This is a genomic window from Sporomusa acidovorans (assembly GCF_900101845.1).
Lineage (GTDB): Bacteria > Bacillota > Negativicutes > Sporomusales > Sporomusaceae > Sporomusa > Sporomusa acidovorans.
Genome location: NZ_FNAM01000014.1, coordinates 1 through 14,743, shown reverse-complemented (window position 1 = coordinate 14,743; position 14,743 = coordinate 1). Strand labels below are relative to the sequence as shown.

At 45.2% G+C, this 14,743-nt stretch carries 8 protein-coding genes and 1 other annotated feature; of the genes, 2 read left to right on the top strand and 6 right to left on the bottom strand.

Features of this window, described 5'->3' with window-relative positions; genetic code table 11:
* Positions 1-22: 22 nt before the first annotated feature.
* From hypD to BLR65_RS11335, 3 genes are all read right to left on the bottom strand, one after another.
* Positions 23-2,401: a trans-4-hydroxy-L-proline dehydratase gene (gene hypD, locus BLR65_RS11345; RefSeq protein ID WP_093794303.1), complete on the bottom strand. Its 2,379-nt coding sequence runs from the start codon at positions 2,399-2,401 to the stop codon at positions 23-25.
* 7 nt (positions 2,402-2,408) lie between these two features.
* Positions 2,409-3,380: a glycyl-radical enzyme activating protein gene (locus tag BLR65_RS11340; RefSeq protein WP_211285091.1), complete on the bottom strand. Its 972-nt coding sequence runs from the start codon at positions 3,378-3,380 to the stop codon at positions 2,409-2,411.
* Positions 3,381-3,547: 167 nt separating this feature from the next.
* Entirely contained in the window at positions 3,548-4,984 is a 1,437-nt protein-coding gene (locus BLR65_RS11335) for a sigma-54 interaction domain-containing protein (protein ID WP_211285090.1), read from the bottom strand.
* A gap of 391 nt (positions 4,985-5,375) precedes the next feature.
* On the opposite strand from BLR65_RS11335, the gene pruA reads away from it, so the two are divergent.
* Together pruA and BLR65_RS11325 are read left to right on the top strand one after the other, a co-directional pair.
* Positions 5,376-7,007, top strand: a complete 1,632-nt coding sequence (pruA, locus tag BLR65_RS11330) for an L-glutamate gamma-semialdehyde dehydrogenase (RefSeq protein ID WP_093794302.1) — start codon at positions 5,376-5,378, stop codon at positions 7,005-7,007.
* Positions 7,008-7,237: 230 nt separating this feature from the next.
* Positions 7,238-9,016, top strand: a complete 1,779-nt coding sequence (locus BLR65_RS11325; RefSeq protein WP_093794301.1) for a methyl-accepting chemotaxis protein — start codon at positions 7,238-7,240, stop codon at positions 9,014-9,016.
* 76 nt (positions 9,017-9,092) lie between these two features.
* Here BLR65_RS11325 and BLR65_RS11320 read toward each other — a convergent pair whose 3' ends face one another.
* The 3 genes from BLR65_RS11320 to BLR65_RS11310 all read right to left on the bottom strand — a co-directional run bounded on the left by BLR65_RS11320 (position 9,093) and on the right by BLR65_RS11310 (position 13,789).
* Complete coding sequence (locus BLR65_RS11320; RefSeq protein ID WP_169716769.1) at positions 9,093-9,821, bottom strand: phosphatase PAP2 family protein; 729 nt, start codon at positions 9,819-9,821, stop codon at positions 9,093-9,095.
* Positions 9,822-9,877: 56 nt separating this feature from the next.
* On the bottom strand, positions 9,878-11,794 hold the full coding sequence (locus tag BLR65_RS11315) for an LTA synthase family protein (protein ID WP_169716768.1): 1,917 nt from the start codon (positions 11,792-11,794) through the stop codon (positions 9,878-9,880).
* 300 nt (positions 11,795-12,094) lie between these two features.
* Positions 12,095-13,789 (bottom strand): carbon starvation CstA family protein, encoded by a 1,695-nt coding sequence (locus tag BLR65_RS11310; RefSeq protein ID WP_093794298.1) that lies wholly within the window; start codon positions 13,787-13,789, stop codon positions 12,095-12,097.
* A gap of 267 nt (positions 13,790-14,056) precedes the next feature.
* Positions 14,057-14,299, bottom strand: a binding site (T-box leader).
* Positions 14,300-14,743: the final 444 nt, after the last annotated feature.

The following is a 14,743-nucleotide window of genomic DNA, read 5'->3' as shown; positions in this document are numbered from 1 at the left end:
CGGACAGACCGTAAAGATTGCCCTAAAAACCAGCATGTTCTGTCCGTTCGATGATTTCGTCCTGTAAGGCCTTTGTAAGATTATTGAAGTAATCGCTGTAACCGGCAACCCGCACAATCAGATTGGTATACTTTTCCGGACTTTTTTGCGCATCCCGTAAGGTAGCGGCATCAACGATATTAAATTGAATATGGTGACCGTCCATTTTGAAATAGGCGCGAATCAAATCCTTGAGATTTCTTAAACCGGTTTCCCCTTGGACTACCTGAGGTGTAAATTTCTGGTTCAATAACGCTCCGCCGGTTCTTAACTGATCCATTTTGGCCGCCGATTTAATAACCGCCGTAGGTCCGTGTTTATCCGCGCCCTGCACGGGGGAAATACCTTCGGACAAAGGACGCCCGGCCTTCCTGCCATCCGGCATGGCGCCAATGACTGCCCCAAAATACACATGGCAGGTAGTCGGCAGCATCTCGATTCGATAAGTCCCGCCATTCGGCGTTTTACGGCCATTGACAACTTCATGGAAAATTTCGAAGACTTTTAGCATAATACGGTCCGCGTAGTCGTCGTCATTACCGTATTTCGGCGTTTTGTTCAAAAACAACTGACGCTCTTTTTCATGCCCCTCAAAGTCGGCCTGTAATACAGCCAGCAATTCAGCCATGGAAATATTCTTATTATCATACACATGATAGTTAATTGCCGATAGGCAATCAGTAATACTGCCGATACCAACGCCTTGGATATAGCGGGAGTTGTACCTGGCCCCACCGGCATTATAATCCCTGGCATTTTCGATGCAATCCTCAATAATGATTGACATAAAAGGAGCAGGCATATACTTGGCATACAATCTTTCAATAACGTTATTGCCTCTGATCTTAATATCGGCAAAATGTTTGACTTGTTGCTTAAATGCCGCCAGCAGTTCGTCCAAAGAACCGAATTGGGTTGCATCGCCTGTTTCCAGGCCGATCTTTTTGCCTGTTTGCGGATCAATGCCATTATGCAAGGTAATCTCTAAAATTTTTACAAGATTGAAATACCCTGTTAAAATATAGGCCTCTTTACCGAAGCAGCCAACCTCCACACAGCCGCTGGTGCCGCCGCCGCGGGCGTCTTCCAGGCTTTTTCCCTGGCGGAGCAGTTCTTCCAGTACGGCGTCGGTATTGAATACGGAGGGAAAACCCATTCCTTCCCGGATAACCTCAGCCGCTCTGATCACAAACTGGTCGGGATTCTTCCTGCTGACCTGCACATTGGTGCTGGGCTGCAGGATTCTCATCTCCTGAACAACATCTAACAGCAAATAAGATACTTCATTGACGCCGTTGGTGCCGTCCGGCTTGATACCGCCAATATTAATATTGCAAAAATCCGTATAAGTGGCACTCTCCTGCAGAGTTATGCCCACCTTGGGCGGCGCGGGCTGATTATTGACTTTTACCCAAAAACATTTTAGCAATTCTTTCGCCGCTTCCCGTGTCAGGGTACCGGCCTTGGTTTCCCGTTCATAAAACGGATATAAATGAATATCCAGTTTGCCGGGGCAGAAAGAATCCCATGTATTTAACTCTGTAATGACGCCCAGATGGACAAACCAGTACATCTGCAAAGCTTCCCGGAAAGTTCTTGGCGCATAGGCCGGAACATGACTGCAAATTTCCGCAATTTCTTCCAGTTCCCGCTTTCTCACCGGACTTTCTTCTTTGCCGGCCAACTCTTTGGCCATGGCTGCATGACGGTGGGCAAACGTAATGATTGCGTCACAGCAAATCGCCATGGCCGTCAATTCCTCTTGCTTGTCATAGGCCTCTGGATCCTGTTGGAAATCCAGCGTTTGCAGCCTTTTTTCAATCTTCTTTTTAAAGTCCAGGAAGCCGTTTTGATAAATATTGCCGCCCGCAACCGTATGCCCCGGCGAGCGTTGTTCCATAAACTCGGTATAAATTCCGGCTTCATAGCAGTCTTTCCAGGCCGGTGTCATTTGCGCGAACATTAGGTCACGTATGGCTTTGCCACGCCAGAATGGGATAATCTCTTCTTTTTGAATATGTTTGGTTTCCTCATCGACGCGAAAAAAAATTTTATCGCGTTTATCGATAACATCAAAATCTTCAACCGTATGACAGCATAATTCCGGATACGTCGGTGTCTCCTGCGGACCGGTTCCCCGCTCCCCGACAATCAACTCCCCCTCATTGATGCAGATCGTCTTGTTTTCCATCAGATGCTTGAACGTTAGCGCCCTTAGCACCGGCACAGAAACCTTGCCGGCATGTTTTTGATACGCTTCTGTTACCAACCTAGCTCTTTCAATGGATAAGCGCGGAACCGTATTCAGGCTCTGCTCCCTTAATTTTGCGATTCTGTCGTTAACATTAATCCCTGTCGTCATTTTGTTATCATCCTCCTATATTTATATGTAAGCCAAATGCTTTCAGGATTTGTGTAACGGCATCCATTTGTTGATCGGCAAGCGATGGCAGATCAGCTAACGGATACGGTTTCCCCAGCCTGTCATATTTGCCCATAGCAATATTGTGATAAGGCAATAGATAAACATCCCGCAGGTTCAGCGACGTTAGCAACTCACCCATGCTTTTCAGGTTGTCCTCATCGTCATTAATGCCCGGGATAACAGGCACACGAATCCAGATGTTACTCTGGGTGGCTGCAAGCTTTTTAAGATTCTCCAAGATTAATTGATTGGATACCCCTGTGTATTTTCTATGCTTTACTTCGTCCATAAGCTTAATATCATAGAGAAACAAATCTACATTGCCCGCTATCCGCGCCAGGGAATCCCAGGATGCGTAACCGGATGTATCCAGAGCTGTATGAATCCGCCTGGCTTTACATGCCACAAGTAACGCTTCCAGAAATTCTATCTGCCGTAAGGCTTCCCCACCTGAAAACGTAACCCCGCCGCCGGATTCTTCATAAAAAATGCTGTCTTTCTCGATTTCCTGCATAACATCGTCTGCGGTTCTTATCTGTCCAACTCTCTCCATTGCACCGGTAGGGCAGGCGTCCACACAACTTTCACACAAAGTGCATTTTTCCGGATTTCTGGTTAAACCATGACCGGAAAATGCAATTGCCGCATGCGGACAACTTTTTACACAGTCTCCACAGCCAATACATTTATCCTGCCAATAAACGATTTCCTGTTTTGCCGCCAGACTTTCAGGGTTGTGGCACCACCAACAGGCTAACGGACAGCCTTTAAAAAAAATCGTGGTGCGGATACCCGGACCATCATGAATGGAATACTTTTGAACATTGAACACCATACCTGTAGCCAAATAATCACCCACTAATCGTACCTTATTGTTTACATATAAAATTGTTACTTGGTTTAACCTGTTTGCCATACTATATTGCAAAAAACCTGCCAAATATTGCTTACTCGCAACAAATCCAGCAAGCCCGTGCTTTTCTGACCATTTGTTATATTAAGAAAATTTTTAAAACGTCCCATAAACGGTACATTGTCTTACGGCAATGTACCGTTTATGGGACGTTTTGCATTAATAACAAATTACGAAAAATTATTATTTACGACAACCTGCCAATCAATATTATACTTCTTGATTTTGTTATGCAGGGTTTGACGTGGAATATTCAGTATTCGTGCCGCTTTGGCGCCATTGCCGTTAGCCTGCCTGATAGCCTTGCGAATTAATTTTTTCTCATACGCATTTAGATTTTCCACCAGCGAGGCAACCGGCAGACCTTCCGACGTATCCTCCGCTTTTGGTTGGGCTATGTCGGCAGAATGAATAATATGGGCAGGGATATCCTGGATATCCAGTCTGTTGCCCTCAACAAAGTTCATCATACTCTCAATTGTACATTTCAACTCCCGGATGTTGCCCGGCCAGGGATACGTCTGTAAAACATTTAAAGCAGCCGGCGTAATTGTTTCCACGTTTTTCTGCACTTTTTCATTATAGAGGTTAATGAAGAAAGCGGTAAGCGGCGCAATATCCTCTTTTCTTTCCCGGAGCGGCGGAAGGTTCAAGGCGATAACGTTCAACCGATAATACAAATCTCTCCGTAAAATATGCTTCTCGACAATTGCGGCAGGGTGCTCATTGGTGCAGGCTATGATTCTTACATCGACATGCACCGTGCTAATGCCGCCGACCCGCCGAACAATGCCGTCCTGCAGAACGCGCAGCAACTTGCCTTGCAATTCCATATCCATGGAGTTAATTTCATCTAGAAAAAGCGTGCCCCCGTCGGCAAGTTCAAACAGTCCCGGTCTATCCTTCGCGCCGGTAAAACTCCCTGCTGTCGTGCCAAACAGGATACTGTCCAACAGCGTAGTCGGCAGCGCGGCACAATTTTGCGCAATAAAAGGCTTATTTCTCCGCTTGCTGCTTGCACTATGAATAGCCTGCACCAGAACTTCTTTGCCTGTCCCGGTTTCTCCGTACACTAATACGGGAGAACTGCTGTCCACAATTTTCCTGGCTTGTTCTTTTATTCTCCTAATTGCGGTACTATTGCCGATAATGTCATCAAACGTATACACGACACCATTGCCTCGATAGGGCTTCTCATTGCTTTTTTTCTTAAATAACTCTGACTGCAAATTTATAATTTTTTCCGATAGTTCTTTGACTTGGGTTAAATCCCGATAAATCTCAAGGGCACCGATGATCTCCCCCTGTTCGATCAGAGGGATCGTTGAGGTCAGGGTGGACACTCTCCGCCCCTGATAATTCATATACGACTGAACATGATCAATAATCGGCTGCTTATTTCTCAGTACCTGGTAAAAAGTACTGGTTTCCGGTGATAGATCGGGAAAGATCTCTAATATATTTTTACCAATAGCCTTCTGTTGGGTAATACCTGCTATACTTGTTGCCGGCTCATTATAAAAAGTTACCTTTGCATTTCTGTCCACCACTATAATTCCTTCGTCCAAATGTTCCAGCATAGATTCTAAAAGGAATTTATAGTCCACTATGTTCATCCTCTCTGTAAAGATATTAGTATATACACCTAACTTATTTACCATGAAAATACAAAGTCCTGCCATAGGGAAGCATCAAAAGATTTGAAGCTTTCTATTAAATAATTCAATTTATATATACCCGCCATAATACCCATGCACTAAGAATGCTGCTAGGCAATAAAAACCACTCATCCGCGATGTATCAGTTTTTTTGATATAACACTAAAAAAAATCCCGTTTGTCATTTCACCGTAACTCATTTATAGTGTAATTAAGAAAAATCGCTATGCCTAAACAAATGAGTTACCGAAAAAAAGGTATAGTTGTTCTCAAACTATAAACATAAACTGTTTATGACCAAACTCGGATGGTAAAAAAGTTACAAGGAGGAATAATCAACATGAGCAATGGCTATTATCAAATTAAGTTTCCCGAAAATGAACCTGTAAAAGGCTATATGCCGGGATCACCGGAACGGGCTGCCTTAAAGGCGGAGCTGGACAGACAACTAGCGAATCCGGTAGAAGTGCCGCTTATTATCGGCGGCAAGGAAATCCGTACTGCGAATAAAGGAAAGATCATTTGCCCGCATGATCACCAAAAGATACTTGGTGAATATTATATAGCCGGCGAGAAAGAGCTGCTTATGGCGATTGAAGCCGCTGAAGCCGCCAAAAAAGAATGGGAAAACATGCCCTGGGAACATCGTGCTACCATCTTCTTAAAAGCTGCCGATTTGTTGACAGGAAAATACAGGGCAAACTTAGCGGCTTCCTGTATGCTTGGACAAAGCAAAAATCCATTTCAGGCGGAAATTGACATTATCTGCGAATTAGCGGATTTTCTGCGGTTTAACCCGTACTATGTCCAGGAAATTTACAAACAGCAGCCCAATAACACCGATGGTGTCTGGAACCGTGTAGAGTATCGTCCGCTGGATGGTTTCGTTGCCGCCATCACGCCGTTCAACTTTACCTCGATTGGCGGTAACCTGCCCACAGCCCCGGCAATGGTTGGCAACACCGTATTATGGAAACCTTCCTCAACTGCCGTATTGTCCAATTACTACTTCATGCAAATCCTGATAGAAGCCGGCCTGCCGGCCGGAGTTATCAACTTTGTTCCCTGCAAAGGCAGTGATTTCGGCAAAGTTGTTGTCAGCCATCCGCAGATGGCCGGATTCCACTTTACCGGCTCTACCGGCGTATTCAATGGCATTTGGAAACAAGTCGGCGAAAATATCAGTAAGTATGTTTCCTACCCGCGGCTTGTTGGCGAAACCGGCGGTAAAGACTTTATTTTTGCGCATGAATCCGCAGACATCGAAGCCCTGACCTGCGCAATTGTGCTTGGCGCTTTCGAGTACCAGGGACAAAAATGTTCGGCAGCATCCCGCGCTTACATTCCGGAAAGTCTCTGGGGTAAGCTTAAAGGACGCCTGACAGAAGAAATCAGCAAAATTAAGATGGGCGACGTCCGTGACTTCACCAACTTGATGAATGCCGTTATCGACCAGAAATCCTTCAATAATATCAAAAGCTATCTTGATTATGCCCGGCAGTCCGCTGACGCCGAAATCATCATTGGCGGTAAATGCGATGACAGCGTGGGCTACTTTGTAGAACCTACTGTAATCCTGGCGAAAAAACCCACCTTCAAAACGATGGTGGAAGAAATCTTCGGACCGGTAATGACCATTTATGTATACCCGGATGATCAATTGGATGAAACATTAAAACTTTGCGACACGGCAACCGTCTATGGGCTGACCGGCGCCGTATTCGCTCAGGACAGAGCCGCCATCATCAAAATTGCCAAAGCACTTGATCATGCCGCCGGCAACTTCTACATCAATGATAAACCGACCGGTGCGGTTGTTGGCCAACAACCATTCGGCGGCAGCCGCGCGTCCGGCACCAATGATAAGGCCGGCAGTGCCGTTAACCTCAATCGTTGGATCAGCCAGCGCGCCATTAAGGAAACACTGGTTCCCCGCACAGTCGTCAATTATCCGTACATGTCAGAAAAATAAATGTAAAATGCCAGCCAAAAAACAGGCAGGAGAGACTTATAGCCTCCCTTGCCTGCTTTTTTAATAGCCTTTTATGATATCACGGATGATTTTCTTCTTTTTTACATAAAATAGTTAGTTACAGAATAGTAATATTTATTCTGTAAAAAACAAAAAGTTACAAAAATAAAGGGAAAATACAGAATATTGTAGAAATAATGTAAAAAACATCAATTCATGGAGGTGTATCAATGAATAGCCTACGTACAAAAGTAGTTGTGGCCATATGCTCGATCTGCTTTTTCGTAGTAACTGTTTTGGTTGGGTATAATTTATACCGCATGAAAATGGATGCGGCAGCCAACATAGCCGTCATGCGCCAAACTATGATGGAACAGTTTGAAAGAAGTCTGAAGCTGCAGGTCGAAGGCGCAGTCAGTATCATCGACTCCATCTATAAAGAGCAGCAAAAGGGGCTCTTAACCGAACAGGAGGCTAAGAAAAAGGCGACCGATATTGTTCGTGAAATCAGGTATGACAATGGCAATTATTTGTGGATTGATACGTACGAGGGCTTTAATTTAGTCTTGCTAGGCAATAAAAACTTTGAAGGCAAATCACGTTGGGACTTTAAGGATGCTAAGGGCAATCTGGTATTGCAGGATCTGTTTAACGCGGCCAAAGCAAACGGCGGCGGCGGATTCAGCGATTATTGGTTCCCGAAACCGGGTCAAAACGATCCTCTGCCCAAACGGGGCTATATCAAATTCTTTGAACCTTATCGTTGGACAGTCGGAACAGGCGCCTGGTATGACGCCATTGATGCGGAGGTCGTCAAACGGCAGCACCAATATGAAAGTGATGTAAGCCAGGCAATGAGAACGCAGGGAATCATCGGCATAATTTCATTACTTATCGCGTGCGGCTTTACCTTATTGTTAGTTCGTTCGTTAATTAATCCCCTGGCCCACACGCAGCAAATCGTGCATGAAATGGCAGCTGGTAAATTAACCGTCGCTGTTCATGATAATGTTGCCGGACGCAAAGATGAAATCGGCAGCCTGGCAGCCGCGTTTAACCATATGAATGCGAATTTCCGCAAGCTGATCACCCAAGTCGCCCAGTCGGCAGAACAGATTGCGGCTTCCTCCCAGCAGTTTACGGCAAATGCCGACCAGTCCGCGCAGGCGGCCAACCAAGTAGCTTCCTCGATTGTCAACGTTACCAGCGGCGCGGAACAGCAAAGGGCCGCGGCCGGCGATACCTGCACCATGGTTGAAGATATGGCGGCGAGCATTGGCAATATTGCCGCCAATGCGACCCAGGTGTCCTCCCAGTCCGCTATGGCTGCAGGCAAAGCACAGGATGGCAAAAAGTCGGTTGACCAGGCGGTTAATCAAATGAATCAAATTGAACAGACAGTCAATACTTCCGCCACCGTTGTTGCCAAACTTGGCGAGCGTTCCAAAGAAATCGGCCAGATTATCGACACCATTTCCGGCATCGCCGGCCAGACAAACCTGTTGGCGCTGAATGCTGCGATTGAGGCCGCCCGGGCCGGTGAACAGGGAAGAGGCTTTGCCGTTGTGGCGGAAGAAGTACGGAAATTAGCCGAACAGTCTCAGGAAGCCGCCAAGCAAATCGGCACGCTGATCACAGAGATTAAAGCCGATACGGATAAGGCCGTGATCGCCATGAATGAAGGTACCCGCGAAGTGCAGGCGGGAACCGACGCCGTCAATACTGCCGGGCAAACCTTTAGCGAAATTGCCGCCATGGTCACCGCTGTATCCAGCCAGGTAAAAGAAATATCGGCCGCCATTGAACAAATGTCCGGCGTTAGCCAGACCATCGTTACTGCCGTGCAAAAAATTGATGAATTCAGCAAATCTGCTGTTGCGGAAGCGCAGACCGTTTCGGCGGCTACCGAAGAACAATCAGCCTCCATGGAAGAAATCGCTTCCTCAAGTCAGGCCCTCGCCAAAATGGCGCAAGATCTTCAAAATACCATTCGGCAATTTGAAATTTAATCAATCACATATACATAAATAAGGGCAAGATCAATTTTGAAAGTTGATCTTGCCCTTATTTCGTTAAGAAGCTATCTTATCCGCGATAGCCGGCCGCTTTCCCGCCGGCTGTCATGACTGGCTGCTCTGCCGGCAATAGGCGAAAGAGCACTAAATTAAACAGCAAACATCCCAGCACCGTTACCAGCGTATCACCAATATAATGCTGCCCACGCAAAATTTGATATACCGCCATAAAGATGCCGACAGACAAACCGGTACCTCCCAGCAAAAGCCGGGTCCTTAGCTGCCTGGACACAAAAAACAAGGAAAAAAGGGCAAATCCGCCGGCAGCATGACCGGCCGGGAACCCCTGCCCCCTTTTCTCCTGTTTAAAATCGGCAGGATAGGGAGATAAAGGCTTAACATAAGGCATTTTACCGCCATAGCGTTCAATTTGATACGGACAATACACATTGGTTACCTGTTTTCCCGTACTGACAATGAGTGGACAAAACATCATGCTGATAATTACACAGGCCAAAGGCCGGCGATAGCGTTGCAGATAAGCAAATGAAGCTTTGTAAGATAAGGCAAGCAGAACGATAAGCGTTATTGCAAACAGTGTCAGGAGCACTTTAATACCGGTATACAACAACCAGCCATAGTGGGTATGAACGTCCTCCAACAACCATTTGCCGGTCTGAAAATTAAAAGCATAGTCCTGCACAAACAAATCAAAATTCGTATATTGGATAATAAGCAGATTTAAAATAAACAGCACCAGCGTCACCAAAATAGCGCGGTATTGCCGAAAAAAAGTCATTGGCATCACTCCTTATGTGCAGCACCCAAGCCAAAAGGCCACCTGTGAGCTGCCTCTCAGGGGAGCGAATGGTACTTGCCTTCTTTATACAACATGCTGGCCCCCTGGTACCAGGTTATAGCCTCTTTGAGCAGCTCAGGGTCTGGAGACTGCTCCTGATATTCCCCTGTCTGATAGTTAATTTGATAAAAAGAAACCTGATTTTTAGGTTTTAAAATAACCAGATGATCGCCCTTGGCATAAGCAATATTCTGATAGGTGCTAATAAAAATACGTTCCCGGCCGGCCGGCAGTTTCATTATATCATAACCCATAAATTTTGAGGTATAGGAGAAATTGAGTAATCCCAAAAGAGTTGGCGCAACATCCATTTGGCTCATTAACCGGTCAACCCGCCCCGGAGCAATCAAATTAGGCGCATAGACAAAGAGCGGAATGTGATATTTTTTGATCGGGACTTCGGTTTTGCCGGCGCTCGAAGCCTGGTGGTCGGCAACAATGACAAATACGGTATCATTAAACCAGGGGTGTTTCTTGGCTTCTGCCAAAAAATTGCCAATCGCCCAGTCCGTGTACTTAACGGCCCCGTCACGATTAGGTGAAGGTTTGTCAATCCTCCCGTCCGGGTAAATATAGGGCCGGTGATTCGAAGTAGTCATAATCATTTGAAATACTTTTTCACCCTTGGCATACGCCTGATCAAGATTTTCGACCGCCTCGCCGAAAATAACCTCATCCGCCACTCCCCATATTGTTTCCGTCATAATTTTTTCTTTAGGAATGCTGGTACGGTCAAGAACCTGGTAATTATTTTTTTGATAAAAATCATTCATATTATCAAAATACCCATAGCCGCCGTAAATAAACCAGCTTTTATAATTGCGGCTGTTTAGAACCGAACCTAACGTAAACAAATCATCATTATCAGGACGCCGCACAATCGATTGTCCGGGAGTCGGCGGAATCGACAGCGTAAGGGCCTCCAAGCCCCGTACCGTTCTGGTTCCGGTAGCATATACATTCGTAAAAAACAGGGATTCCTGAGCCAGTTTATCCAAATTAGGCGTCAGCCCCTTGGTATTGCCAAACACTCCAAGATAATCAGAGCTGAGACTTTCCACGGTTATAAAAACAATATTCGGATGCTTTTCCGGACCGGCAGTTGTGATTATTTTCGTGAAATCGGCCGGATCGTTGCTTTCATATTGACTGTTGGCTTCCTGCAAAAGCTGTCTAAGCTCCGGCATAAGCTCATCATTCGAAATGGTCTTATAATAGCGGACATAATCAAGTTCGTTGTTGCGGAAAGCCGACAAAAATTCATAGATGCCGTTACCGGCCAATTCGTTATTGATAATATTGCTACTGACGTTCTTCAGGTTGCCGCTAAGTGAGAAAAATACAATAACCGGAAATAACAGCGTTGCGGCTACTATCCCCAGCCGCCGTTTGAAGGAAAGTGTCGTATTCCAACATATACCTTTTCTTCTGATAATATAAGTCAGAATACTGGCTCCCAGGCCAATCCCAATAAATAGCTTTTTAAGCGGATACCCCTCTGAAATCATGCCCGCGACCTCTTGCGTATAAACAAGATAATCAACAGCAATAAAATTGAACCGGGCCTGGAACTCATCCCAAAAATAGTACTCTGTGACCGTTAATAACAGTATGATTGCTGTTGCCAGCCAAATCAGGCCGGTCACTACAACCTTATTGCCGGCACCGGCAAAAAAGCGACGTGGAACCAACGCTAGAAAAATGAGCAAGGGCAGTAAGGCCTGGCCGATAACTGCGATATCATAGATGCCGCCAATCGTAAAGACCTTAATCATTTCCCAAGGTGTCGCCATAATCTGATTATGTGAGAACATGGCCAGCCGTCCCCGCAGCAGCATATCGATAATGAACCATACTGCCCCCAGGGCAGCAGCCGCGGAAAACCGGCCGAAAAACTGCTTATTCAACCTCATCGCACTACTCCTCATACTATGTAATCAAAAACATCCAATTGTAAAACAGTTTATTATAACATCCTATTATGAAAATAAAATGAAAATCGTATCGATTTCCTTTCTTTTTAGCACCACTCCGATAAATATATCATCTTTTTAAATCACTTTCTATCGAAATTTTAAAAAAAATGAAGATTGTTGTCTTATATATAAGAATCCTATCGTTACAGGTTCATCATTTAAAAATGCACAGTTCTTTCTCAAAACAAAGAAGCCGCCCGACAAACTATTTGCCGGGACGGCTTACTTTAGTTACTTCTATAATTTTTCCGCCTGGGCAGGTGTTCCGTCACAGGAGTCAAATAGTTTTCTAACACTGTTGGACGCAATCAGAAGTGCCAGCGTAATCAGCGCGATAGCCACCACTAACTGCAGTCCATCTGTCAGGAAAGAGAATCCGCCGGTATAGATGATCTTATTGACAATACCGTAAATTGACATAAGCAAAGCAATCAGGGTAACGACAAACATGAAGCCCATCGGGATATAGAGCATTTTCCCCTGACGCCCTGTGACTTTCAGGAAAACAGCCAACGCAATCAAAACCAAGGCTGAGCACAGTTGATTAGCGGCGCCAAATAACGGCCAAACATTCATATAACCGCCGAGGCAAAGCAAATAACCAAAAAACAGCGTAATTAACGTCGCAAAATACTTATTGGTTAACACCCGCTGCACAGGAGACATTTTTGCCGGATCGGTTGTGGCATCGGTAAACAGCTCCTGAAAGCACATCCGCCCAATCCGGCCGACAGAATCCAGAGTAGTCAAAGCCAGGGCCGAAACGCACATAGTAATTACACAGGTTGCTACATGACGGGATAAACCGAACATGGACAAAAAGTTAGCCACCGAACCCGAGAATATCTGAAAAGGCGTACCCTTCGGCATGACACCGCCGGTAGCGGCCGCGCCGACCACAACCAAGGAAACAACTGCTAATACGGTCTCGACCATCATAGAACCGTAGCCCACAAACAGCATATCTTTTTCATTGGAAATCGTTTTAGAAGAAGTGCCGGAAGATACCAAGCTGTGGAATCCGGAAACGGCGCCGCACGCGATGGTTATAAACAGAATCGGAAACAAGGGTTTGCCATTCACCTCAAACCCGACAAAAGCAGGAAGCTCAATCGTAGGATTGGTAAAAACAACGCCAATAACGCCACTGGCGATCATCCCCAGCAGTAAAAACGAGCTTAAATAATCGCGCGGCTCCATTAAGAGCCACATTGGCAAAATGGCCGCCATAAACATATAAGCAAAAACAACATAAATCCAGGTAGTTTTATCAAAATAAAGCGGATAAGCAATTCCTGCCGTCAGCATGCCGAGAATCAGGATAATCCCTACTGCCAGTTTAGTCTTTTCGGAGAGCGGATGATTTTTTAAGAACCAACCGAAAAAAATAGCTACAACAATATACAACATAGAAATAGAGGCGGCTGCCGCATTGGGTGTGGCAAGTGTGCCATTGGCAGCAAAACCATTAAATGTGCTGGCCACAATATCGGCAAAAGCAGCGATAACCAATAAGGTAAACAGCCAGGAAAAGAGCAGAAACATCCTTTTGCCGGTTTTGCCGATGTATTTTTCGATCAGCATCCCCACCGACTTGCCTTCATCTTTAACCGAAGCATATAAGGCCGTAAAATCCTGCACAGCCCCAAAAAAAATGCCGCCAACCATTAACCACAGCATGACCGGCAGCCAGCCGAACATGGCGGCGATAATCGGACCGGTTACCGGGCCCGCACCGGTAATAGAAGAGAATTGATGAGCAAAAACAGTAAACTTAGAAGACGGAACATAATCATTGCCATCTTCAAAACGATAAGCCGGTGTTGTGGCCTGAGGGTCAATCCCCCATATTTTGGTCAGCCAGCGGCCATAGATGAAATAGCCGGCTGCGCAAACAACTAATGCAATCCCCAATAATGTTAAACCTGTCATAATAGCAGAAACTTCCTTTCTTTTTTATGGCTGCGCCCTACCTTCTCATGTCGCGATCATGGAACAGCATGGCAGCAGTGCTTAAAATATATACAACGTGCTAAAGATTTTTGCAGGCGGGTGGGGTGTTGGCAAAAGCGGAAGTCAAACGCCAGTGGTGGAGCGTTGTCAATACACCATCCGCCTGCGCCTGCGAAATTCTTTAATTTACGGAATATATAGTTTGAACAAAATAAAAAATTCTTCATCTTCTTCACGTATTACCGTGTCGAAGACGAAGAATGATTCTCCGCGTTACCACTTCATTTGCTGATTACTCAGCCGCCTCTGTCATATCAGAAATAGCTAATATGCTTCCTTTTAACGGTAGAAAACCGGCTCCTGCCTACTTACCTTTCAGCATGCTGCTCACAGAGGAGAGAATATGAATTTTTTCCACCGTCTTCCACCTCTCGACGGCTCTCTGTAGGAAAAAGATTTCACTTTTTTAGTTCTGATCATTGCATTTAAGATATTCTATTGTTGAATAATATAACACCATCAATATTTTTTGTCAATTAAATTGAATTTTTTATCTTTTTGTCCGTTTCATGAAAATCTTTGTGCGTTCAACAAATACTACTCGTCGATTGGCTGGTCTCCGTAGTTTTGCAATTGAATAGCTAAAAAGCACCTCTCTAGCCCAGATATTTCGGGCTATTTTTGTGTCAATATTTTTGGATTTTAATGTTGTGGATTATCGTGGATTATGGTATAATATAAGGAAGTGGAGGTGTTTGACATGTTTCTCAAGCAAAGCATTAGCAACGGCAAAATATATTTGTCCTTCGTCCAAGGTTATCGCGCCGACGGCAAGGTTAAGCAAAAAACCATTGAAAAATTGGGCTACCTTGATGATCTGAAAAAATCATATGATGATCCCATTGCCCACTTTAAGTCGATTGCCAAAGAACG

What these genes read in the sequence shown, in the direction of transcription:
- hypD (WP_093794303.1), bottom strand. Translation starts at nt 2,401, where the DNA reads ATGACGACAGGGATTAATGTTAACGACAGAATCGCAAAATTAAGGGAG.
- BLR65_RS11340 (WP_211285091.1), bottom strand. Translation starts at nt 3,380, where the DNA reads ATGGCAAACAGGTTAAACCAAGTAACAATTTTATATGTAAACAATAAG.
- pruA (WP_093794302.1), top strand. Translation starts at nt 5,376, where the DNA reads ATGAGCAATGGCTATTATCAAATTAAGTTTCCCGAAAATGAACCTGTA.
- BLR65_RS11325 (WP_093794301.1), top strand. Translation starts at nt 7,238, where the DNA reads ATGAATAGCCTACGTACAAAAGTAGTTGTGGCCATATGCTCGATCTGC.
- BLR65_RS11320 (WP_169716769.1), bottom strand. Translation starts at nt 9,821, where the DNA reads ATGACTTTTTTTCGGCAATACCGCGCTATTTTGGTGACGCTGGTGCTG.
- BLR65_RS11315 (WP_169716768.1), bottom strand. Translation starts at nt 11,794, where the DNA reads ATGAGGTTGAATAAGCAGTTTTTCGGCCGGTTTTCCGCGGCTGCTGCC.
- BLR65_RS11310 (WP_093794298.1), bottom strand. Translation starts at nt 13,789, where the DNA reads ATGACAGGTTTAACATTATTGGGGATTGCATTAGTTGTTTGCGCAGCC.